Origin of the sequence: Pseudomonas sp. B14-6 (assembly GCF_013260315.1) — a bacterium.
Classification (GTDB): domain Bacteria; phylum Pseudomonadota; class Gammaproteobacteria; order Pseudomonadales; family Pseudomonadaceae; genus Aquipseudomonas; species Aquipseudomonas mandelii.
In genome coordinates, this window is record NZ_CP053929.1 from 1,341,123 (window position 1) to 1,363,912 (window position 22,790).

At 58.9% G+C, this 22,790-nt stretch carries 19 protein-coding genes and 2 pseudogenes; 8 read left to right on the forward strand and 13 right to left on the reverse strand.

Features of this window, described 5'->3' with window-relative positions; genetic code table 11:
- Positions 1–60: 60 nt before the first annotated feature.
- Positions 61–2,486 (reverse strand): annotated as a pseudogene (gene ppsA / locus HP062_RS06070) (phosphoenolpyruvate synthase).
- 296 nt (positions 2,487–2,782) lie between these two features.
- Here ppsA and HP062_RS06075 point away from each other — a divergent pair.
- The gene (locus tag HP062_RS06075) at positions 2,783–4,210 is read left to right on the forward strand and encodes a bifunctional enoyl-CoA hydratase/phosphate acetyltransferase (RefSeq protein ID WP_172791067.1); all 1,428 of its coding nucleotides are present in this window, start codon (positions 2,783–2,785) and stop codon (positions 4,208–4,210) included.
- Positions 4,207–5,442 carry an acetate/propionate family kinase gene (locus HP062_RS06080; protein ID WP_172791068.1) on the forward strand — a complete coding sequence of 412 codons (1,236 nt, stop codon included), beginning with the start codon at positions 4,207–4,209 and terminating at the stop codon, positions 5,440–5,442. The genes HP062_RS06075 and HP062_RS06080 overlap by 4 nt, the downstream gene beginning before the upstream one ends.
- Before the next feature lie 135 nt (positions 5,443–5,577).
- On the opposite strand, the gene polX is transcribed toward HP062_RS06080, so the two are convergent.
- The 8 genes from polX to HP062_RS06120 form a co-directional block, all read right to left on the reverse strand.
- Positions 5,578–7,398, reverse strand: a complete 1,821-nt coding sequence (gene polX / locus HP062_RS06085; protein WP_172791069.1) for a DNA polymerase/3'-5' exonuclease PolX — start codon at positions 7,396–7,398, stop codon at positions 5,578–5,580.
- A gap of 201 nt (positions 7,399–7,599) precedes the next feature.
- Positions 7,600–8,160, reverse strand: coding sequence for a nitroreductase (locus tag HP062_RS06090; RefSeq protein ID WP_083376660.1), 561 nt, complete (start codon positions 8,158–8,160; stop codon positions 7,600–7,602).
- Positions 8,161–8,321: 161 nt separating this feature from the next.
- Positions 8,322–8,600, reverse strand: a complete 279-nt coding sequence (locus tag HP062_RS06095) for an acyl carrier protein (RefSeq protein ID WP_010460623.1) — start codon at positions 8,598–8,600, stop codon at positions 8,322–8,324.
- A gap of 11 nt (positions 8,601–8,611) precedes the next feature.
- The gene (locus HP062_RS06100; RefSeq protein ID WP_172791070.1) at positions 8,612–9,730 is read right to left on the reverse strand and encodes a dihydrolipoamide acetyltransferase family protein; all 1,119 of its coding nucleotides are present in this window, start codon (positions 9,728–9,730) and stop codon (positions 8,612–8,614) included.
- Between the two features lie 46 nt (positions 9,731–9,776).
- Positions 9,777–10,763, reverse strand: a complete 987-nt coding sequence (locus HP062_RS06105) for an alpha-ketoacid dehydrogenase subunit beta (protein WP_172791071.1) — start codon at positions 10,761–10,763, stop codon at positions 9,777–9,779.
- Positions 10,760–11,743 carry a pyruvate dehydrogenase (acetyl-transferring) E1 component subunit alpha gene (gene pdhA / locus HP062_RS06110; protein WP_172791072.1) on the reverse strand — a complete coding sequence of 328 codons (984 nt, stop codon included), beginning with the start codon at positions 11,741–11,743 and terminating at the stop codon, positions 10,760–10,762. The genes HP062_RS06105 and pdhA overlap by 4 nt, the downstream gene beginning before the upstream one ends.
- On the reverse strand, positions 11,740–13,503 hold the full coding sequence (acsA, locus tag HP062_RS06115; protein WP_172791073.1) for an acetate--CoA ligase: 1,764 nt from the start codon (positions 13,501–13,503) through the stop codon (positions 11,740–11,742). Before acsA ends, pdhA begins: the two co-directional genes overlap by 4 nt.
- A gap of 32 nt (positions 13,504–13,535) precedes the next feature.
- Complete coding sequence (locus tag HP062_RS06120; RefSeq protein WP_172791074.1) at positions 13,536–14,423, reverse strand: universal stress protein; 888 nt, start codon at positions 14,421–14,423, stop codon at positions 13,536–13,538.
- 259 nt (positions 14,424–14,682) lie between these two features.
- Here HP062_RS06120 and HP062_RS06125 point away from each other — a divergent pair, with 259 nt between their 5' ends.
- A complete protein-coding gene (locus tag HP062_RS06125; protein ID WP_172791075.1) occupies positions 14,683–15,735 on the forward strand; it encodes a phosphotransferase in 1,053 nt (350 codons plus the stop codon).
- A 20-nt stretch (positions 15,736–15,755) separates the two neighbouring features.
- Here HP062_RS06125 and groL read toward each other — a convergent pair whose 3' ends face one another.
- Positions 15,756–17,372, reverse strand: a complete 1,617-nt coding sequence (gene groL / locus HP062_RS06130; RefSeq protein ID WP_172791076.1) for a chaperonin GroEL — start codon at positions 17,370–17,372, stop codon at positions 15,756–15,758.
- Between the two features lie 318 nt (positions 17,373–17,690).
- On the opposite strand from groL, the gene HP062_RS06135 reads away from it, so the two are divergent.
- The 3 genes and pseudogenes from HP062_RS06135 to HP062_RS06145 form a co-directional block, all read left to right on the forward strand.
- Positions 17,691–18,188, forward strand: a complete 498-nt coding sequence (locus HP062_RS06135) for a BCAM0308 family protein (RefSeq protein WP_010460640.1) — start codon at positions 17,691–17,693, stop codon at positions 18,186–18,188.
- 87 nt (positions 18,189–18,275) lie between these two features.
- Positions 18,276–18,509 carry a hypothetical protein gene (locus HP062_RS06140; protein WP_172791077.1) on the forward strand — a complete coding sequence of 78 codons (234 nt, stop codon included), beginning with the start codon at positions 18,276–18,278 and terminating at the stop codon, positions 18,507–18,509.
- Positions 18,510–18,563: 54 nt separating this feature from the next.
- Positions 18,564–18,799: pseudogene (locus tag HP062_RS06145) on the forward strand (hypothetical protein); the annotation flags it as partial.
- A gap of 124 nt (positions 18,800–18,923) precedes the next feature.
- Here HP062_RS06145 and HP062_RS06150 read toward each other — a convergent pair.
- A complete protein-coding gene (locus HP062_RS06150; RefSeq protein WP_154504807.1) occupies positions 18,924–19,847 on the reverse strand; it encodes a carbon-nitrogen hydrolase family protein in 924 nt (307 codons plus the stop codon).
- A gap of 85 nt (positions 19,848–19,932) precedes the next feature.
- Here HP062_RS06150 and HP062_RS06155 point away from each other — a divergent pair, with 85 nt between their 5' ends.
- Complete coding sequence (locus tag HP062_RS06155; RefSeq protein WP_077747761.1) at positions 19,933–20,841, forward strand: LysR family transcriptional regulator; 909 nt, start codon at positions 19,933–19,935, stop codon at positions 20,839–20,841.
- Between the two features lie 9 nt (positions 20,842–20,850).
- Here the strand turns inward: HP062_RS06155 and HP062_RS06160 are convergent, their stop codons facing one another.
- A complete protein-coding gene (locus HP062_RS06160) occupies positions 20,851–21,102 on the reverse strand; it encodes a hypothetical protein (RefSeq protein WP_010460650.1) in 252 nt (83 codons plus the stop codon).
- 164 nt (positions 21,103–21,266) lie between these two features.
- Here HP062_RS06160 and HP062_RS06165 point away from each other — a divergent pair, with 164 nt between their 5' ends.
- Positions 21,267–21,584 carry a YqjD family protein gene (locus HP062_RS06165; protein ID WP_010460652.1) on the forward strand — a complete coding sequence of 106 codons (318 nt, stop codon included), beginning with the start codon at positions 21,267–21,269 and terminating at the stop codon, positions 21,582–21,584.
- Positions 21,585–21,679: 95 nt separating this feature from the next.
- Here HP062_RS06165 and HP062_RS06170 read toward each other — a convergent pair whose 3' ends face one another.
- On the reverse strand, positions 21,680–22,720 hold the full coding sequence (locus HP062_RS06170) for an Ldh family oxidoreductase (RefSeq protein WP_102595503.1): 1,041 nt from the start codon (positions 22,718–22,720) through the stop codon (positions 21,680–21,682).
- Positions 22,721–22,790: the final 70 nt, after the last annotated feature.

Here is a 22,790-nt window from a genome sequence, read left to right on the forward strand (position 1 = left end):
CACCTCAAAGTAATCGGCAGTTTTTCGGATCTTGATCAGGCGTGCCATGAGGCAACGGTTTTACGGTGTGCGATTAAGTGACAGGCGCTTTTCCACCGCCAGAACATGCCGAGTCGTGGCGAGCACTGCATCCGGATTGAGGCTTATCGAGTCGATGCCAATTTCCACCAGAAATTCAGCCATCTCAGGATAGTCAGACGGCGCCTGTCCGCAAATACCGGAGTGGCGGCCGTTACGTTTTGCTCCCTCCACCGCCAGGCGAATCATCTGTTTAACCCCCGGATCGCGTTCATCGAAATCGAATGCGACGATTTCCGAATCGCGATCCACGCCGAGCGTCAGCTGGGTCAAGTCATTGGAGCCGATGGAGAATCCGTCGAACAGTTTGGCGAAGGCGTCGATCAGGATGACGTTGTTGGGGATCTCGCACATGACGTAGACCTCCAGTCCGTTTTCTCCGCGCTTGAGGCCATGGCTGGCCATCGCTGCCAATACCTTTTCGCCCTCCTCCACTCTGCGGCAAAAAGGGATCATCAACTTGACGTTAGTCAGGCCTATCTCGTCGCGCACCCGCTTCATTGCCGCGCATTCCAGCGCAAAACCTTCGGCATAGGCACTATGGGTATAACGGGACGCCCCACGAAAACCGATCATTGGGTTGTCTTCTTCCGGCTCGAAATACTGACCGCCCAGCAGGGTCGCGTATTCGTTGCTTTTGAAGTCGCTCATGCGCACTACGCAGGGTTTTGGATACACCGCCGCCGCAATTGTGGCCACGCCTTCGGCCAAGGTCTTGACGAAAAAATCTGCAGGATCATTGTAAGCAATGCTCAAGGCCGCGATTTTTTCACGTGTTGCGTCATCCACCTTTTCCGGGTGTACGAGCGCCATCGGATGCACCTTGATGTATTCATTAATAATGAATTCCATACGCGCCAGACCAATGCCATCCACCGGTAGCGAGGCAAGACTAAAGGCCTGATCAGGATTGCCCAGGTTCATCATAATCTTTGTTTTTGGATGTCCCAGCTCGCTGAGATCGGTGTGCTGAATGTCAAAACCCAGAATGCCTTCATAGACATTTCCGGTTTCGCCTTCGGCGCAGCTAATGGTGATCGGTGTGCCGGTTTCTATTTTGTCTGCCGCGTTTGCGGTTCCCACGATGGCGGGAATGCCCAGCTCACGCGAGACGATGGCGGCGTGACAAGTACGTCCGCCCCTGCTAGTCACGATAGCCGCGGCGGTCTTCATGACAGGTTCCCAGTCGGGTGCCGTGGTATCTGAGACCAGCACCTCGCCTGGTTGGAAATCACTCAGATGCTTGGCATCGTTGATGACACGCGCCTTGCCGGCGCCAATTCTGGTGCCGACCGCCCTGCCCTTAAGCAGCACTGTCGATCTTTGCTTGAGATGGTAAATCTCAAGCACGCTGCCTTTCTTTTGCGACTCCACCGTTTCCGGTCGCGCCTGCACTATATATAACCGGCCATCTATGCCGTCTTTGGCCCATTCCATATCCATGGGTTTGTAAAAACCGGCTTTGCCCGAATAGTGGTTTTCAACCTTGATGGCATAGTCGGCCAGCACCATCACATCCGCATCAGAGATGCAGAAGCGGGTTCGTTCTTCGCCGGGCGTATCAATATTCTTGGTGTATTCCACCGCGATAGTGCCGGTATTGAGCTCGCCGGCAAAAATCATCTTCTTTGCTTTGCTACCCAGGCTGCGCTTCAAGACAGCACGATAACCCTGCAGAAAGCTGGGTTTGTGCACATAGAAACTGTCGGGGTCTATCGTGCCCTGCACGACATTCTCGCCGAGCCCCAACGCGGCATTTATGAAGACGACATCCCTGAAGCCTGTTTCCGTGTCCAGCGAAAACATCACGCCACTGGCCCCTATATCGCTACGCACCATCTTCATGACCACGACGGCGAGATAGACCTTGTAGTAATCAAAGCCATTGTCGTATTTGTAGTGGATGGAGCGGTCGGTAAAGTTGGACGCCAGGCAACGTTTGTAGGCATCGAGCAGATCATCGTCAGTGACGATGTTGAGATAGGTGTCGTTCTGCCCGGCAAATGAGGCCTGCGGCGAATCCTCGGCGGTCGCCGAGGACCGCACCGCCAATGAGATGTTTTCGCCGTATTCCTGTTTGAGTTGGGCATAACTTTGCAAAATCGCCGTCTTTAGATCTTCCGGCAATGAACAGCCATATACGATCGCCCTCGCCTTTGCCCCCGCGCCTGCAAATCCTTGATGTTGTCGGGGTCGAGTCCGTCAAGTGCCGCATGCAGAGGCTGCCAGGCGCTATTGTGATCAAGCACATAACGATACGCCTCAACGGTGATGGCAAAACCGTTGGGGATGCATACACCCTCAGTCGTGAGGTTCTGGTACATCTCACCCAGCGAGGCGTTCTTGCCACCGACCAGCGATACATCGTTGATACCCAGCTCTTTGAACCAGCGGATATGTGAATGCATCACGATATTTCTCCTTTTGATGGGGGAGACTGTGTCGGCCGCTTCTATTTGATATAGAGCTTTATGGCTTGATGCCGCCTGCGTGTGTTGATTTAGATCAATGAGCGCCCTTTGAGCAGTAATAGCCGGGAGTATCAGCCCGCTTTTTGATGTATGCAGAGGGCGTAGCTGGACGAGAAGTACCGCCGCTACCAAGACCTCACCGTCTGCAATGGCTGCCAGCTCTGGTCACCTGCGCCGATTGAGCGTTGAATGATGTAGCCGAGCCGTCCGCCATCCTATTCAGGATCAAACCCATGACCCGTTCTGTTCCTGTAAACGCCGACGATCTGGAGCGACTGCATAATCGATCGTTCGAGGAAATCGTCATCGGCGAGTCCGCCTCTCTGGAGCGCACCCTGACAGCTCCAGACATTCAGCTGTTCGCACTGGTCTCGGGCGATGTGAACCCGCTGTACGTCGATCCGGAATTTGCTGCCACCACCCACTTCAACACTGTTTTCGCCCATGGCATGTGGGGGGGAGCGTTGATTTCGGCGTTGATTGGTACGCAGTTGCCAGGGCCCGGTTCGGTGCCCTTGGGGCAAACCCTCAAGTTCCTTGCCCCGGTACGCATCGGTGACACACTGACGGTCTCGGTGACGGTTACTGCTCGCGACGTAGCGCGGTATCTGCTCACGCTGGCCTGTACCGGCATCAATCAGGAAGGCGTGGTCGTGCTGGAAGGTGAATCCCTGGTCCACGCGGCCGGCGAGCATATCGATGTGCATCGAGCCAGCCTGCCGGGCATAGAACTGCGCCACAGCGCCGACGGTCTGAATCGTTTGTTGCAAGCCTGCCAGACGCTGGAACCGATCCGCGTTGCGGTGGTACATCCTTGCGACGAGGTGAGTTTCGAGGCGGCCCTTGATGCCCGCGATGCAGGGTTGATCGACCCGATCCTGATTGGCCCAAGAGCCAGACTCGAAGCGTTGGCGGCCAAGGGCGGCCACGACCTTTGCGGTCTCACCATTGAATACGTGCCCCACAGCCATGCTGCCGCCCTGCGCGGTGCGCAAATGGCCCGTGATGGTCTAGTCGAAGCGTTGATGAAAGGTAGCCTTCACACCGACGAATTGATGTCCGCCGTGGTGCCGTCGTCGGCGCTACTGCGTACCAAGCGGCGCATCACCCACTGCTTCGTGATGCAGACGCCTTTTTATCCGCGCCCCTTCATCATCACCGATGCAGCGATCAATATCGCGCCGGCGTTGGTCGACAAAGTGGACATCGTGCGTAACGCCATCGATCTGGCACATATCCTCGGCGTCAGTAATCCCCACGTGGCGATTCTCGCTGCCGTGGAAACGGTGAATGCCAACATGCCCGCCACCCTTGATGCCGCAGCGCTGTGCAAAATGGCTGATCGCGGCCAGATCACTGGCGCGGTCCTTGACGGGCCGCTGGCGTTCGACAACGCCATCTCCCTGGCGGCGGCGCGTATCAAGGGCATTCACTCAGCTGTTTCCGGTAAAGCCGACATTCTCGTCGTGCCTGATCTGGAAAGCGGCAATATGCTCGTCAAGCAACTGGAATACCTGGGCGGTGCCTCCAGCGCGGGTATCGTGCTTGGCGCCAAAGTGCCGATTGTCCTGACCAGCCGCGCCGACTCCGTTGAATCGCGCATCGCGTCCTGCGCCATCGCCGCGCTGGTCGCCCATCACTATCGGGTCACCCCGCCATGAACGACACGGATAACGGTGAAGTGATCCTGGTCCTCAATGCGGGGTCGTCGAGCATCAAGTTCGCCCTGTTCGACGCCACCTGCAGCCCTTTGGCTCGCACACCACTGTGGCGCGCAAAGGTCGACGGCATCACGGGGCCAAACTCGGTGGTCAGCGAAAACGGCGGCGACGATCAGCCACTGACCCTCCATGCAAAACATCCTTATCACGATGCCCTTGGGTATATTCGTGAGCGGTTGCGAACTCAACTGGTAGGCCGTTCGATGAGGGCCATCGCCCACCGCGTCGTGCATGGAGGGATTAAATACTCCAAACCGGTATTGATCGACACGCAGGTGCTGGCCGACCTTAAAAGCTACATCCCGCTAGCCCCGTTGCATCAGCCCTTCGCACTGGAGGCCATCGAAACGCTGCTGCAAACCCACCCCGACCTGCCACAAGTGGTGTGTTTCGATACCGCCTTCCACCAGACCCTGCCAGACGTGGAGAAAATCCTGCCGCTGCCTTGGTCGGCCTGGGAAAGCGGCTTGCGCCGTTACGGGTTTCACGGACTTTCCTATTGCTATCATTCCATTGCGCTGGCCGAACGCTATGGCGATCAGGCGCGCGGCCGGACGCTGGTCGCGCACCTGGGCAGCGGTGCCAGCCTGTGCGGTATGCGGGACTTGAAAAGCGTCGCCACCACCATGGGTTTCTCAGCGCTGGACGGTTTGATGATGGGCTCCCGCTGCGGGGCGCTGGACCCTGGCGCGGTGATTTTCCTGATGGAAATCTGGAAGCTGAGCCTGGAGCGGGTCAGCCATATTCTGTATCACGAGTCTGGCCTGCTGGGAGTTTCCGGCATTTCCAGCGACCCGCGCGAATTGCTCAAAGTCGAAGCCACTGAGCCTCGCGCGGCCATGGCCCTTGCGTTGTACCTACGCCGGTTCATCCACGAAGCCGGTGCCCTTGTCGCGGCACTGGGTGGTCTGGACATGCTGGTGTTCACGGCAGGTATTGGCGAACACAACGCGGCGATTCGCTCTCGTATGTGCGCTGGCCTGCAGTATCTGGGTGTCGAACTGAACGAAACGGCGAACCAGGCCAATGCCTCAGTGATCTCGACCCCGGCCAGCCGAGTCAAAGTGGTGGTCGAGGCCACCAACGAAGAATGGGTCACGGCGCTCGATGCCCTGCGCCTGACAGAGCCAGCCAATCAGCAAGTTCGATCCGCCCCGCGCCTCATCCCCTGAAGGTATTCGATGGCTCGCCGAGAAGTGCTGTAAAGCGTCGGCACGTCGGTCAACCCGCCGACGGTGATCGTTGAGCTCAAATGAGGTGCCGATCGTGAGGCTGCCCCGGACAACAAGGCGCTCAACGGCCTGACATCAGTTTTGTGCGCTTTGAGGGCGACCGCCACCGCCATCGCGTAAAAACTCCTTGAGTGAGGTCAGCGAACGGGTATTGAGCACATCGTGTTTTTCCAGCCAGGCTCGACGCGCCTGAGCGACGCCGTAGCGCAAATAGGAAAAATCCGCGGCGCGATGGGCGTCCGAATTGATGCTGATGAGCACGCCTTGATCCTTGGCGTATTGGCACTGAAGGTCAAACAGATCCATGCGCTGGGGCTGCGAGTTGAGTTCCAGGCAGCAACCACGCTCAGAGGCTGCCTTGATGATTGCAGGCAGGTCCATGCTCAGGGGCGCGCGTTCATTGATCAACCGACATAGGGGATGTGCCAGTACGCTGAAGTAGCGATGATCCATGGCCCTGAGCAGGCGTTGGGTTTGTTGATGCAGGGTCAAGCCGAAATGACTGTGGACGGCGCCCACCACCAGGTCCAGGCGCCCCAGAATGTCATCTGGCAGATCCAGGCGACCGTCTTCGAGAATGTCGACCTCAACGCCCTTGAGCAAGGTCATGCCTTGCAAGCGGGCGTTGAGCGCATCGATCTGGTCGATTTGCTTCAACAATCGATCAGTGTCCAGGCCATGGGCCACCCTGAGGGACCGGGAGTGGTCGGTAATCGCCAGGTATTCCAGTCCGGCGTGCTGCGCCGCAAATGCCATCTCTTCCAGGCTATTGCCTCCATCCGAGTCACGGGTATGAGCATGCAAGTCACCTTTGAGGTCGCTCAACTCAATCAGCCTCGGTAAACGACCTGTCAGTGCCGCCTCGACTTCACCGCGATCTTCGCGCAGTTCCGGCGTGATCCATACCAATCCCAAGGCCTGATAAACCGCCACCTCGGTGGCACGGGCCACGCATTCTTCGGCCTTGAACACCCCATATTCGTTGAGTTTGAGCCCCAGCTTCCGGGCCCTCTGGCGAATCGCGATGTTATGCGCCTTGCTGCCAGTGAAATACACCAGAGCGGCGCCAAATTGCGCCGGCTTTACAATGCGCATATCCACTTGCAGGCCTGAGCCCAGCACGACGCTGGCACGCGTGCGCCCTTTAACCAACACGGTGGAAATCTCCGGGTGCTTGAGCAAGTGTGCCGTGACATTCACAGAAGGCGCTGCGGCCACGAGGAGGTCGATATCACCGACAGTGTCGCGCATGCGACGCAGGCTTCCGGCCACCGTCGCTTCCTCGATACCCGCAAGCTGCTGCAAGTATTCGATCAGACGGTGCGCCACGGGCTCGACAAACGCCAGCGGCAAACGGCGATCGCTTCCAATCCCCTTCTGCGCGGCGCTCAACAGCCGCGTTTCCATCTTTTCGCCGAAACCGGGCAGATGGCGAATGCGCCCCTGTCGAGCAGCCTCGCATAACTGCTGCGCGGTTTCGATCCCCAGATCGTGATACAGGTGCCTGACGCGTTTGGGGCCCAATCCGGCGATGGACAACAGTTCAACCAATCCGGGCGGCAATGTCGAACGCAACCGCTGGCGCAAAGCGCAATTTCCGCAGGTAACGATTTCGTTGATCTTGCCTGCCAGATCAACTCCAATACCGGTCAGTTTGGGCAGTGGTTCGCCACGCGCGATGATCTCTGCCAGCTCAAAGGTCAACGCCCTCAAGGTACGCGCCGCATTACGGTAGGCCCGGATCCGAAAGGGGTTGGCGTCATCGATTTCCAGCAGATCAGCGATTTCGAAAAAAACTTCGGCAATTTGATCATTGCCAATCACCCGCCTGTCCTTGAGCGAGGCCGATAGCCAGTCTGGTAACGGTTCCTGAGGCGGTACGGCGGTGAGCTTCATGGCAGTGCCCGTCCAGTGAAATGAAGAACGCGCGTTTGAGCGTTGATTCGTATTGCACGTCCTTGACTAACAGGTCGGGCTTTTTCCCGCGCGATTCCTCAAGCAGTGACGATTTTACGAAAGCGGCAATATGCAAGCTCGCCACGGTAGCCGAGTTCAGCGCTAAATGCCGGTGAGGCACATGCTGTGCGTGTTTTGCGATCAGCCGACCCAGCGAATCTCCGGCGCCTTGTGCGAGACCGGTGCAGGCGCCGATTTCGGATGGCCAACGATAATGGGCGCCACTGGCGTCCACTCGGCAGGAAGGCCCAGTGCATGCTTCCCCTGCGGCGTATCAAGAAAACGTTGGGCGAAACCGATCCAGCAGGTACCCAGCCCGTCAGCGTACGCGGCGAGCATCAGGTTTTCGGCGGCCAATGCGCAGTCTTCGACGATCCACTGACCTGGCGCGTTCCCCGAAATAAGGATGAGTACTGGCGCGTGGTAGAAGATGTGAAAGTTTTCGTCATTGAGTAGCGAATGGAAGTGCGCGGAATGGGGGCCAGCGGGCATCGTCTTGAGCATGTAGGCCTTTGCTTCTCGCGAGATCCGATCCAGCACTGCTTGGTCTCGGATCACCGTGAACGTCCACGGTTGTTGGTTGACCGCGCTGGGCGCTTGGGCAGCGGCATTGATCAAACGACGAATGACATTTTCATCAACGGCTTCTGTCGTGTATTCACGCGTGGAGCGCCGGCCGGAGATTGCCTTGTCGATGTTCATGAGTGCATACCTCAAGGTAGGTCATTTCATAAAGTCGTCCACTCACGCAGACCTGCTGCTGATTTAAATCAGATCAGGGCGGAACCGGTGGCAACCGACGATTCGATCGGCTCACCGTTTGAGTGGCAAACAATGCGTGACGGCACTACTGCCCAGTACCTTCACCCCTTGCGGATCGAAGGCTCGGCTTCGCCGGATTTCGCCTTTTGCCCCAGATAGGCGATGAGCTTGTCCAGGGTGTCCACGTGTTGGTAATCGCTTTCAGGAATTGCTATTCCCAGGCTCCGATTCAGAGCCTCGATGACACGAAGCCAATCCATGGAATCCAGATCAACCTCTTCGCGCAGTGACCGATCAGATCGCAACTGCTCGATTTCAAGTTCCGGGGCAATGCCTTTCAAGGCTTTCAATACTTCATCGCGGATCATTTGCGGGTTCATATGCCCTCTCCTCAAAGCGCCTCTGGCGTCTGCAGCAAACGACGAACTTCGCCCAGAAAACGTGCGCCGTAGTGACCGTCGCTGACTCGATGATCGGCGGACAAACTGCTAATGACAGTGGGCATGACACACAGCTGGCCCTCTTTCACCCAGGGCCGCTCACTGATACGACCGAAACCGACCAAGGCAACCTGGGGCGGATAGATCACCCCCAATACGCTGTCCACGCCCTGATCGCCGAGTTGAGTGACCGTCATGCCGGCGCCTCCCAGCTCGGAGCTGCGCAGGGATCCGCTGCGGGCGCGCTCGACCAGGCTGGCCAGTTCACTCATCAAATGAGTCAAGGATGTGTCCGCCACATGATGCAGCACCGGGGCGACCAGGCCACCCTGGCGCAAGGTGATTGCCACCCCAAGGTCGGTATCGAGTGCGGGCTTGAAGGCGTTATCCAGCCAGAAACCATTGAGCTGCGGATAGTCGCGCAAGGCCAGCGCCACTGCTTTGAGCAGCAAGACGCTGGGCAGCAGGCGCTCTTGAAGTGTGCTTTGCGCATTGTGTGCCTGCAGCCAGGCCATGGATTTATCCAAGGCGATGGTTTCGCTGAGGTAGTAATGGGGAATCTCGCTTTTTGAACGAGTCATGGCCGCCGCAATGGCGTGCCGCATGGCCTGGTCGGGGGCCGGCGGGTGCGCCACATGAGCGGCTGCCTCGATGTCCTCCAGGGTAACGACTCCCTGTGGACCATGGCCTTTTACATCAGCGGTGCTGACGCCTAGCTCGGCAGCACGCTTGCGCGCCGCGGGAGATATCCGCGGGCGTCTGCCGGACGATGCCTGCTCTTCGATCAGCAGCGGCGCCGCCGTCGTTGTTCGTCGCGCACTGTGCGGATCTTCGCCCGGTTCCAACAACCGGGCGATGGTGGTACCGACCGGGACTTTGGCGCCGATATCGATCAGCAGTTGCGACACCGTGCCCTCATGCCAGCACTCGACATCGATGGCGGCCTTGGCGGTATCGACGACGGCAATCACCTGGCCCGGCTTGACCGCATCGCCCGGGTGGACTTTCCACTCCAGCAACGTGCCTTCATCCATATCAGCCCCCAGAGAGGGCAATTTGAATTCGATCATCGTTTACCTTCCTGGCCTGATACTCGAAGACACCACGTCATCGCGCTCACCCTGATGTCCCCCGGCACAGCTCATGAGCGGCCGCGACGATCGTCGACACTTGTGGCAGGGCCGCCTCTTCCAGATGCCGGGGATAAGGTATCGGCACCTCGGCGCTGCACACCCGTGCCGGCGGTGCATCCAGCTCGAAAAAGCCTTGTTCTATGATCCGCGTAATGATCTCGGCGGATAGACTGCCGCTGCGCCATCCCTCGTCGACCACCAGGGCCCGACGGGTTTTGCAGACAGAAGCCATCAAAGTCTTGTCATCCAGAGGGCGCAGGACACGCAGGTCGATGACTTCGCAATCAATACCCTCCCCGGCCAGTACCTGCGCAGCCTCCAAGGTCTTGCCGAGTGTGCCGCCGTAAGTGATCAGGGTCAGGTCCTTGCCGGTTCGGCGGACCTTGGCGGAGCTGATGTCCACCGTCTCCCACTCGCCCGCATCACCCTCCAGGTTGTAGAGCTGGGCGTGTTCGAATATCAGCACCGGGTCCGGATCCAGCAGCGCTGGCCAGAGCATGCCGCGTGCATCTTCGATGGTCGCCGGCGCCAGGATTTTCAGCCCGGGAATATGGGCGTACCAGCCCTCCAGGCTGTGCGAGTGTTGCGCCGCAAGCTGGCGTCCGGCGCCTGTCGCCATGCGCACAACCAGGGGCACGGAGAACTGTCCACCGGACATGTGCCTCAAGGCAGCAGCCGTATTCATCAACGGATCGAGTGCGAGCAGACTGAAGTTCACGGTCATGATTTCGACAATCGGCCGCATGCCCCCCAAAGCCGCCCCTATTCCGGCTCCCACGAAACCCAGCTCGGACAATGGCGCGTCTCGAATGCGCTCGGGGCCAAACGCCTCAAGCAACCCCAGGGACACGGCATAACTGCCACCGTAGCGACCGACGTCTTCGCCCATCAGAAATACCCGTGGGTCCCGCTGCAGCGCCTCACGTATTGCCTCGCGCAGCGCCTCGCGATAGCTCACACGAATGCTCATGGCGCCGCCCTTGGGGTGTAGACATCGCGAGACAAATCCTCGAGCGGCTCCAGGCTACCGCTTTCGGCATAAGTAACGGCGGCTTCCACTTCAGCGTCCACCTGGGCGAGGATCGCCAGAAATCCGGGTTCGTCCAAAAGGCCCTCGGCCTTAAGCTGTGCACTGTACGTATGGATCGGCCCATGGGTCTTCCATTGCTCCACCTCGTCCTTGTCACGATACAGCTGTGGGTCGAACATCGAATGGGCACGAAACCGATAGGTGCGGAACTCCAGAAAAAAAGGCCCACGCCCCGCACGGATGTGTTCAACCGCATCACGAGCGGCTTCATACACCGCGATCACGTCCATGCCATCGACGGACCGGGTATCGACTTTGTAGGCTGAGGCTTTCGCACACAGGTCCGTTTGCGACTGCGAACGGTCCAGGGCCGTCCCCATCGCATAGAGGTTGTTTTCACAGCAAAACAGCATCGGCAGTTGCCACAATGCGGCCAGGTTGATGGACTCATGGAAAGCCCCTTCCGCCATCGCGCCTTCACCAAAAAAACAGGCTGAAAGACGCGATCCACCTTGCATACGTTCAGCGAGTGCCAGACCCACCGTCAGTGGCAAGCCACCCGCGACAATGGCATTGCCGCCGAAGAATCGTGTCGTGGCATCAAACAGGTGCATTGAGCCGCCGCGCCCTCGCGAACATCCTTCCTGGTGCCCATACATTTCGGCCATGATTGCTTTCATGGAGACGCCCTTGATCAGGGCGTGGCCATGTTCGCGATACGTCGCGACCACCGCATCGTCGGCTGCCAGTGCATGCAGAACGCCGACGGCGACCGCTTCTTCACCGATGTACAGGTGCAGAAAGCCACGAATCTTGCCCTCCCCGTACAACTCGCCAGCGCGCTCCTCAAGACGACGGATACGCACCATGTCCCGCAGCAGCTCGAGAGCAATGTCCTGGGACCGCGGTGGGAGGCTCATGGCGGACTCTCCATGCTGGAAGTGTCGCCTTCAGGCAAACCCAGTTCCCGGGCCTTGAGCAGACGCCGCATGAGTTTTCCGCTACGGGTGTGCGGAAGCACTTCCACAAATTCCAGTTCCTTGGGCGCAACGACCGCCCCGAGGCGCTTGCGTCCATGACCGAGCAACTCGTCGTGCAGGGCCTGGCTGGCAGTGAAACCACGCTTGAGTGAAACAAAGGCTTTCACGGTTTCACCCAACAGCGGGTCGGGCTTGCCGATCACCGCGGCCTCGGCTACGGCCGGGTGTTCCATGAGGGAGCTTTCAACTTCGAACGGACCGATCAGGTGACCCGCCGACTTGATGACATCGTCGCTGCGACCAATGAACCAGTAGTAACCATCGGCATCGCGACGCACGAGATCGCCGCTCAGGTACCACTCACCGACAAAGCAGTGACGATAACGCTCCTCCTGCCCCAGGTAGGTACGGAACATGGCAGGCCATGGCTGTTTCAAGGCAAGGTCACCGACCTCGTTGTCACCCAGAAACGCCAGTCCGCCCTCTTCTGCTCGAACGACGATGGCCGCCTCGACACCCGGCAGCGGCTTACCCATGGAGCCTGGTTTGATGGGCATGGCAACTGTGTTGGCAATCATGATGCCGCCGGTTTCGGTCTGCCACCAATTGTCGTGGATCGGCAGCCCAAGCACCTCTGTGCCCCACCAGACAGCCTCGGGATTAAGCGGCTCGCCGACACTGGCAATAAACCGCAGACTCGGAAAACGATGGCCGCGCGCCAACTCCGCCCCCGCTTTCATCAGCAGGCGAATGGCTGTCGGGGCGGTATACCAGACCGTCACCTGTTGCTTCTCAAGTATCCGGTACCAACGCTCGGCATCGAATTCATTGCCCTCGACCACACTGGTGACGCCCAGCAACAACGGGGCAAAGATCCCGTAGGAAGTGCCGGTCACCCAACCCGGATCGGCGCTGCACCAATAGACATCTTCGGGGTGCAAGTCCAGGGCGTATTTCCCGGTGACGCGATGGGTCAGCGCCGCGCCATGGGCATGCAACACGCCTTTTGGAGTGCCTGTCGTGCCGCTGGTGAAGTGTAAAAGTGCCGGGCTGTCGGCGGTCGTATTGGCAACGGTGAAGGCTTCCTCTGCCTGCGCCAGCAGTTGATGCAGATTGAGCGTCCCCTCGATCTGCGCCGTATCGCCACCGTTTTCGTCGTACAGCAGCACATGTTTGAGGGCCGGCAAACGCTCGCGTATGGCCGCGACCTTGCGCCGGTAGAGGGTTTCGCTGGTCAGCAACACACTGCCTTCGCCAAGACGCATACGGGTTTCGATGGGCTCCGGGCCGAAGGCACAGAACAATGGCGACACCACGCAACCGAGTTTCAGGCCACCGAGCACCCCCAGATACAGTTCCAGCCCTCGGCCACAGAGTACAAATAGTCGATCACCGGGCATCACGCCCAGCTTTTTCAATACATTGGCAAACCGGTTGGTCAGGATGCTCAGTTGGGCGTAACTGATGTCGCAACTCCCCCCGTTGCGATCAAGAATGCGCAATGCCGTATGACGTCGACGCGCCCCTTGCGCATGCCGATCCACGGCCTCATACGCCAGGTTCAAACCGCCGCCCGGCAAACCGGCCAGCGCATTGGCTTCCACCTCCCAGGAAAAGGCCTCCCGAGCTTGCACGCTATCGAGCCAATTCGGCGCTAACGGCAAGTTGGCCAGGGTTTTCTTAATGATCGCTGGATGCATGATTGCCACCTTGAGTCGTCTTCGGTCCGTCCCTAGACCGCCAGGACACTGCAGGGCACCTGATACAGAATATGTTCGGTCGTGCTGCCCAGCAGTTTCTCCACCCCGTGGTACTGGACTCTGCCCATCACGATCACATCTATGTTGTGCTTGTTGGCGAACTCGCTCAGCGCCGAAACGGGATGTCCCAGAATGAAATGTCGACGGTTAGCAGGCACACCGTACCGACCGGCGAGTTTCAGAAACGATTGTTCCAGCTCTTTGCGCAGCCCCTTGGTCAGCTCCGACAGTTTCAAGCCACCGCCCAATTCCTCCAGGTAGTCTTCCGTAATGTCATAGGCATACAGCAGGTGCAACTCGGCATCACACTGTATGGCGAGGCTGGAAGCCTGGTGGATAATGCGGTCATTCAACTCACTGTTCTCAGGCCCACCCGCCGAAGCATCAACCGCCGCCACAATCTTGCGCGGCAGGACATGGTGAGCCTCGCCCACCAGATAAATCGGTACCGGACAGTGGCGCAGCAAGTGCCAGTCCAGCGGGGTGAAAAACGTGCGCTTGAGCGCTGATTCTTGCTGGATTTCCTTAATCAACAGGTCGGGCTGCAATTCCTTGACGTGATCCAGGATGTCTTGCTCCATGTCATCAGCCCACGCCACCTCGGTGGTCACCTCGATCCCTCTGCCACGCAGAAGTTTGGACTGGTCCTCCAGCCAATCGTGATGGTCCTGCAGGTAACGCTCCCGAGCCTTTTCCCGGTCGCCTTCTTCGAGCAGCGACAACAGTTTCAACGCAGGAATCAACGTCGCAATATGCAAACGTGCACCGCTGGCCCTGGCGAGCGCTGCTGCATGGTCGATTGCCGGAGAATGGCGCAGGGCCAGGTGGAGGATGAGTAACAGTTGTTGATACTGGCTCATGGTCTGACTCCAGGCAGAGGGTTCAACGCCTGCCGTTGGCCTCGTAGGGCTCAGCCGTTGCGTCCACGCCGGACCAAGCACCAGCGCTGATTCAGGTTGCTCCGCTGGAAAGTGCCTGACGTTGATAAATATCAACTACCGGCGTGAGCCCCTATAAGAGGAGCAGCCTTTCATTCCACCGTACTTGATCAATATCAATCGGAGCGGGCCTTCCCTTCTCCACACTGCCGAAAAGTCCGCAGACGACGTGGAGGCGAGAATGCACACCCTGCAAGACGAGGTCATAGCCTTTCTCTCCAGGCCGTCCAGCTACGGCACGTCAAACCAGCCCGTGGAGCGTATCGAGACCCATGGTTCGGTGATTTTTCTGCATGCCAACCGCGCCTACAAACTCAAACGCGCCGTGGCGTTTGCCGAGCTGGATTTCCTCAGCCTGGAAAGCCGCAAAAACGCCTGCGAGGCAGAGTTACTGCTCAATCGACGGACTGCGCCGACGCTGTATTTGAGCCTGTGTCCGATCAATCGCCAGGCGAATGGCCAGTTGGCGCTCAACGGTTGCGGACCAGCGGTTGACTGGCTCGTGGTGATGCGCCGCTTCGCTCAGGATCGGCTGTTTGACCGAATGGCCGTTGAAGGACGTCTGACTGAACCGATGATGGAACAGTTGGGGGCTGAGATCGCCCGCTTTCATGCCAATGCACCCATCACTCCTTCTTACGGTCACATCCCGGACCTGTATGAAGAAATCGAGAAAAACCATCGGGAAATGTCTCGCTACCCACCCATCCTCGATTTCGCGACAGTCACCGCGATTGCTCATACCTCCCGGACCCTGTTGGAGTCGTTGACCGAGTGCCTCGAAGATCGCCGCCGTGAGGGCCGCGTTCGCCGTTGCCATGGTGATATGCGCTTGGCCAATATCTGCCTGCTCGACGGTCAGCCCACCCTCTTCGATGGCATCGAGTTCAGTGAGCGGCTTTCCTGCATCGATGTGCTCTACGACCTGGCTTTTGTGCTGATGGACCTGCAACACCATGGCCTGAACAGGTTAGGTGCTCGGCTGTTGTCCAGTTACCTCAACCACAGTGATGTGCAGGAGGACTGCAAACCCTTGGCGTTTTTCCTTTCTTTGCGGGCCGCCACGCGCAGCTTCTCCCTTGCGGGTGCAGCGCTACGTCATGCCGATCCGGCCAAGCGATACGAGAAAAAAGAAAAAGCTGTCCAGTTGATGCACCAGGCACTGAGTTACTTGCACGGCGAAAACCCGATTCTCAATCACCTGGCGATGTCTGAGGCGGCCTCCTATACATGACGTTATCCACGATGGGCGTTTCATTCAGGGAAAGGAGCCTGGGCCGGTGATTCCTTTTCCGGAATATCCGTCATGGTCGCCTCGGTCAGCAGCAAGATACTGGCGACTGAAACAGCATTTTCGAGGGCAATACGCACCACCTTGGTCGGGTCAATGATGCCGGCTTCGTACATGTCGACATAGCAATTGGCAGACGCATCGAAGCCAATGTTCCCAGGTTCGGCGAGCATGCGCGCAACCACGACGCCGGCATCCACCGCCGAATTTTCAGCGATGAGTCTGGCCGGAGCTTCCAGCGCCCGGCGAAGAATCTGCAGGCCGGTCCTGGCATCGCCCTCATATCGGGCCTCTTCGGCCGCGATAATCGGGACGGCCTTGAGCAACGCAAGACCACCCCCCGGCACAATGCCTTCGGCGATCGCCGCCCGGGTCGCTGAGATGGCATCATCCAGCGCATCCTTGCGCGCCTTCATTTCAGCTTCGGAAGGCGCCCCGACCCGGATCACCGCAACTCCGCCAGACAGCCTTGCCAGTCGTTCCTGTAGCTTTTCACGGTCGTAATCGCTGGTGGTACTGTCTAGTTGCGCACGGATCTGCTGCAAACGCGCCTCGATGGCCTCGCGCGTACCGGCGCCCCCTATCAGCGCCGTGCTGTCTTTTTGCACCACGACTCGATGTGCACTTCCCAACTGGTTCAGTTCCACCTGTTCCAGAGTGACGCCCAGTTCGCTGGAAACCACCGTTGCCCCCGTCAGAACGGCCATGTCCTGCAGCATTTCCTTGCGCCGATCACCAAAGCCCGGAGCCTTGATCGCCACCGCTCGCAGAACACCGCGTATCTGGTTGACGACTAGCGTGGTCAACGCCTCACCCTCGATATCGTCCGCGATCAAAACCAGTGGTTGCCCGCTTTTAGCCACGAGCTCAAGCAAGGGCAGCAAGTCTTTGAGTGCACCGATCTTATGGTCGCAGAGCAGCAAGTAGGCGTCATCGAGTTCGACCTGCATCTTCTCGGCATCGGTGACGAAATAGGGTGAGACATAACCCCGGTCAAACCGCATGCCTTCCATGACTTCGACCACTGTTTCGGTGGTCTTGGATTCCTCGACACTGACGACGCCTTCAACGCCGACCTTTTCCAGGGCGTCTGCCACCAGCTGACCGATGACGGCATCGTTATGCGCCGACAGCGTGGCGACCTGAGCCTTTTCCTTGGGGGTGCTGACCGGACGTGACTGGGCGGCCAGGGATTCGACGACCAACAACAGCCCGCGATCCAGGCCGCGCTTGAGGTCGATTGCACTGGCGCCCGCGACGACGTTACGGATGCCATCGGCCAGGATTGCATGGGCCAGCACCGTTGACGTACTGGTTCCGTCCCCTACCGCATCGCCTGTGCGTTCGGCCGCCTGACGCAGCATTTGCGCGCCCAGGTTTTCCTCGGGGTCGAGCAAGTCAATGCGTTTGGCGATCGTGACGCCATCATTGCAGACCGTTGGATTGCCCCATTTACTCTGGATCAGTACCGATTTTGATTTTGGCCCCAACGTCACTCGCACGGCGTCTGCCAACTGTGTGGCGCCACTCAGGATTTTCTCGCGGGCTGCAGCACGAAACACGATTTTAGTGTGAGCCATCAGGGTGTTCTCCTGGCCAGTTTTTCAACAAGTGCGTTTTGGCAGCTTCTATGAACTGGCCCGGGCGACGTTGACTTTTATCAACAAACTCACAACGCCACCGCGCCCCAGACGGCCCAAACAATGCGCGCACCGTCGGGATGACCGACTGTCAGTTCACGTCCCGGAATTGACAAAGATCAATTCGCGCAGCAAGAAACAGAGTCCAAATGAAGGTGTGTGTTCAGCAGGCTGAAAGGAGAAGGGATCTGTTTTTCAGTCACGGTTTCACGGTTATAGGTGAAATCTTTTCCCATTTGATGCGCGAGGAGAAAAGCCATGGACAAGTTTCAGCAGAGTCAAAAAAGCAAGCTGTTCAAAACATCCACTCATGACCCCTATTGCTCGCAGCGGGTTGAAGGTTCAGCCATCTGCCCGCAGTGTGACGCGGTCTATCAAGCCGGGAACTGGACTTGGAAACACCCTGAAAACACGGTCATTCATGATGCGCAAACAGTGACGTGCCCAGCCTGCCGACGCATCGATGACAACATGCCAGCGGGGACGCTCACGTTATCGGGCAGCTTCTTGCTCAAGCATCGAAATGAAATCATCAACCTGATCAAAAACACCGAAAAAAAGGAAAAAGCCGAGCATGCCCTGGAGCGCATCATCGGCCTTACCGACTCAGCGGCTGCTCTAATCGTGACCACGACCGGCATCCATCTCGCGAATCGCCTGGGCCATGCACTGGAAGCCGCGTTCAAAGGGAACTCTGATTACCGGTACGGCGATGATAAGTATGGCTTGAGCGTCAACTGGACACGTGACGAATAGAACCGGACGCGGTTGTCTCAATATGGAAAGTTGAGGGGGATCAGGACACCCAGCTCACCTTCTTGTGCTTCCAGAAGGAGTACGACCATGGCCATCAATGAATCAGCCTCGCCGAATGCAACCAACCTTAAATCGATCAGCCATAGCAGGGCGTTGTTTTTTGAAGCCGACCGTTTGAACGATCAAGCCTACGCATTGTTGAACGAGCCCGTTTCGGCGCAGACCATCCATAAGTTTTCTGACGCAAAAAAAAGGGCGGATGAAAAATACCGACAAGCCTGGCAGGAATGGTTGCATACCAGGGACAAGAACAACCGATGACAGCACGTGAATGCTGTTGGGTCAGCAGCGTGGCCAGCCATGGCATGGCGTCAGGCGTCAGGCGTCAGCGATCAATCGGGCTCGATTGCACGCTTTTCCGAAACCGTGCTGAGCGTTTCGGCGTTCTCGGTGTTGCGCCAGACGTTGGGGCTGAGCCAGACGCAGACACTGAATAATCTTCCCTACGTGTTACGCGGCAAACTGGCGGGTTTGGAACGGTGCGCTTCGTCGACACCGGAAAACTGAGCTTGCCGGGGTCGACAGCCGGAACTCGGTTATACCGACAATGAATATCCCCTGTGGGAGCGAGCCTGCTCGCGAAGACGGAGTGTCAGTCAATACACGGTTTTCCGACACACCGCATTCGCGAGCAGGCTCGCTCCTACAGGGGTGATGCTGTTCAACCAGTGACGGTTATGCGGTGAAACGGACGCCGGGCCTGGCGCGCTCGTCGACGCTCAACTCGAACACATCCGGGCGCGCGTAGTGACCGACCACGTCGTAGTCATAACGCGCGCGGACCAGGTCGTCGGTGTCGATTTCGGCGGTGAGCAACCCGGCCCCGTCACGCAACGGCCCCGCCAGAATGTCGCCCATGGGCCCGACGATCACACTGCCGCCCGCAATCAGCGGCCGATCCGCTGGCCAGTTGGCAATCTCCACGCCCAGGGCTTGCGGTGAATCCTGAACCTGGCAAGCGCTGACCACAAAACAACGGCCTTCATGAGCGATGTGGCGCATGCTGACCTGCCACATCTCGCGCTCATCCACGGTCGGCGCGCACCAGACCTCGATGCCTTTGGCGTACATCGCGGTGCGCAGCAGCGGCATCATGTTTTCCCAGCACACCACCGCGCCGATTCGCCCGACCTGGCTGTCGATCACCGGCAACGTCGAGCCATCGCCCTTGCCCCAGATCAATCGCTCAGTGCCCGTGGGCATCAGTTTGCGGTGCTTGGCGACCAGGCCGGCCTGCGGATCGAAATACAGCGCCGTGCAATGCAACGTGCTCCCGGCGCGCTCGATCACGCCAATGACCAGGTTGGCCCCGGTGCGCGCCGACAACCCGGCCAGGGCGTCGGTTTCGGCCCCGGGCACGTCGATGGCGTTGGCAAAATAGCGGGCAAACGCTTCGCGACCTTCCGGCAGTCGGTAGCCCAGCTGAGTGCCGAACGTCTCGCCTTTGGGATAACCCCCGAGCAACGCTTCGGGCATCACCACCAGCGCGGCGCCGGATTCGATAATCGCGTTTTCCCAGGCAAGAATCTGTTCCAGGGTCTCGGTCTTGCCGCCGGGCAAGGCGCCGATTTGCAACGCTGCGACAATGGATTTTGGCATGGCGATCTCTCCGAAAGCGTTGAGGTGTTGCCCATTCTCATGCGCCACGGGATCATGAATAAAGCCCGACTCACTGCTGAATGATATGAGCCAAATGAATATCGCCACTGTTGACCTCAATCTGCTCAAAGTTTTCGAAGCGCTGCATGAAGAGTCCAGCGCCAGCCGTGCGGCGTTGCGCCTGGGCGTGACGCAATCGGCCGTCAGCGCGGCGTTGCGGCGACTGCGCGAGCTGTATGGCGATCAATTGTTCGTGCGCACCGGCCGTGGCCTGGCACCGACGCTCAAGGCCAATCAGTTAAAACCGGTGGTGAGCGATGCGCTGAACAAATGCCGTCAGAGCCTGGCAATGGTCGATCCGGCGGCCAATCATTACGACGGGCGCTCGGTCACGGTGGGGTTATCGGATGATTTCGAGGTGGCCTACGGCCGGCGATTGATCGAGGCCATTGCGCGCAGCGCGCCGAAGTTGCGCCTGATCTTTCGGCAAACCCACAGCCAGATCGTCGCCCAGGCATTGATGGAACGCAGCATTGATCTGGCGATCACCGCGGGCGGGTTCAGCGAGCGGTTGCTCAGTCGTCAGGTGCTGGGTGAAGGCAGTTATTCGTGCCTGGTGGATCCGCTCAGCCTGGCCCCGGGGCAACAGACTCTCACGCTTGAGGAGTTCGTCGCCCGCGAGCACATTCTGGTGTCGTCCGGCGGCTTTATCGGGATCACCGATGAGGGGTTGGCGGCGCTGGGGCTGAGTCGGCGGGTATGCGCCTCGACCACCCACTTTGCGGCGTTGCCACACTTGCTCAAGGGCAGTCAGGCGGTGGCGACCATTCCGGCCCACGCCGCTCAAAGCATCGCGACGCTCTGCGGTCTGGCGCTGCTGCCCTGCCCTTTGGCGTTACCGCGCTACCCGATTGAACTGGGCTGGCGCACCAGCACGCAGCTCGATCCGGTGGTGTTGAAAGTGCGCGAGGCCATTGTCGCGAGTTTTGCGTGAAGGCAGGCCTTACTTGGCGGCCATCAAGCGATTCACTTCACTGCGCACCATATTGGCGAATTCCGGGGGCGACATGGCATCAAGTTCGGCACGAACCCATTCAGCCCATTTGCCTTTGCGCTTGGCGCGTTCGCCAAACAACCGCGCGGCCTCGCCCTTGGATTTGCCAAGGTTGCTTTGCCAGAGGTCGAACAGACGGGATTTCTCATCTTCAAGCGCTGCGCGCTCAGCCAGGGGTTTGTCGGCCAGATTGAAGCTCATGGGAGTTACCTGCTGCGTAAAATAGGCGACATCTTACACTGTAGGACGAAATATCCGACTCGGGATTTTTCCTTGGCGTACAGTCAATACGCAAAGTCGCTGCAACTTTTTCAGTTGCCGCAGACTCCATTGTTCACTGCCCATTTACCTGCAAGGAGTACCCAATGGCCCGGAAAACCGCCGCACAAACCGCCGAAGACCAGATCAAGGATCAGGCATTCAGCGAACTTCAGGCACTGATCGAAGAATCGGAAAAACTGCTCAAAAGCAGCGCTTCTCTGGTGGGTGAGGAAGCCGAGACCCTTCGCGGGCAAATCTCTCAGAAACTCCAGCAGGCCCGGGACTCGGTCACCAGTGTTCGTGACCGCACCAAACCGGTGGTCGACGCGACGGAGACCTACATCGGTGGCCATCCATGGCAAACCGTGGCCATCTCCGCCGGGTTCGGCCTGGTGGTCGGGTTGCTGCTGGGCCGCCGTTAAACAGAAATACATCGAACCTGCAGGACCCAGGCTTGCCGGCGAAGGCGTATTTGAAATCGCCTTCGCCGGCAAGCCTGGCTCCTACAAAAAAAGTTTCAGAGCCCTGCCAGTTCTCGCAGGTTTGCCAACGTCTGAGCGTTCAGCTGAATGCCTTGAGCGTTGGACTGAGCTCGCTGGTGGTGACGTCGATCACCCGGCAGGCGCTTGAGCCCTACGCTGTGCATCTGACGCACCAGTTCCTGGCTGCGTTCGGCGAAATTCTGCCCGGCGGCCTTGCTCGGATCGATCACGATCAGCAGTTGGCCGGTCCATGGCGTTTTGGCTCCCGGATGGTTCTTCCAGTCAAACTCGAAGGAGAAATTGCCGCCGGTCAGGGCCGCCGCCAACAATTCGACCATCATCGACAGCGCTGAACCCTTGTGGCCACCAAACGGCAGCAGCGCGCCCCCCTCCAGAATCGCCTTCGGATCCTCAGTCGGCTGGCCAAGGCTGTCCACGCCCATGCCTGCCGGCAAGCGTTCACCTTTTTGTGCGGCAATCTGCACATCGCCATGGGCGATGGCGCTGGTGGCCAGGTCAAAGACAATCGGCTCACCGTCAGCCCGGGGTGCGGCGAAGGCGATCGGGTTGGTGCCGAACAGCGGCCGGTCGGCGCCGTGGGGCACCACGCACGTCATGCTGTTCACTACGCTCAGCGCCACCAGCCCTTCATAGGCAAACGGCTCGACATCCGGCCACAGTGCCGCGAAATGATGGGAGTTGCGGATCGCCAACACCGCAATCCCGGCGCTGCGGGCCTTTTCCACCAGCAGAGCCCTGGCGGCCGCAAGCGCGGGTTGGGCAAAACCGTTAGCCGCGTCGACCCGGACAAACCCCGAGGCGACGTCCTCGACCACGGGCACGGCCTGGCCGTTGACCCAGCCGCTCTTGAGTGTCGAGACATAACCTGGAATACGAAACACGCCATGGCTGTGGGCGCCATCGCGTTCAGCGCCGGCGCAGTTCAGCGCCAGGGTCCTGGCGACATCGGCGGAGGTGCCATGGCGCAGGAAAATTTGCTCAAGCAATACAACAAGCGCGTCGAAATCGAGCGATGGGGTGGTCGAACTGACGGCCACTTCGGGCGTTGCGGTCATCTGAAGCTCCAGTTTTATTATTGAATACGGGCACCAGGGGAAACGAGGTTGCTCGGCAACCAACAGCAGA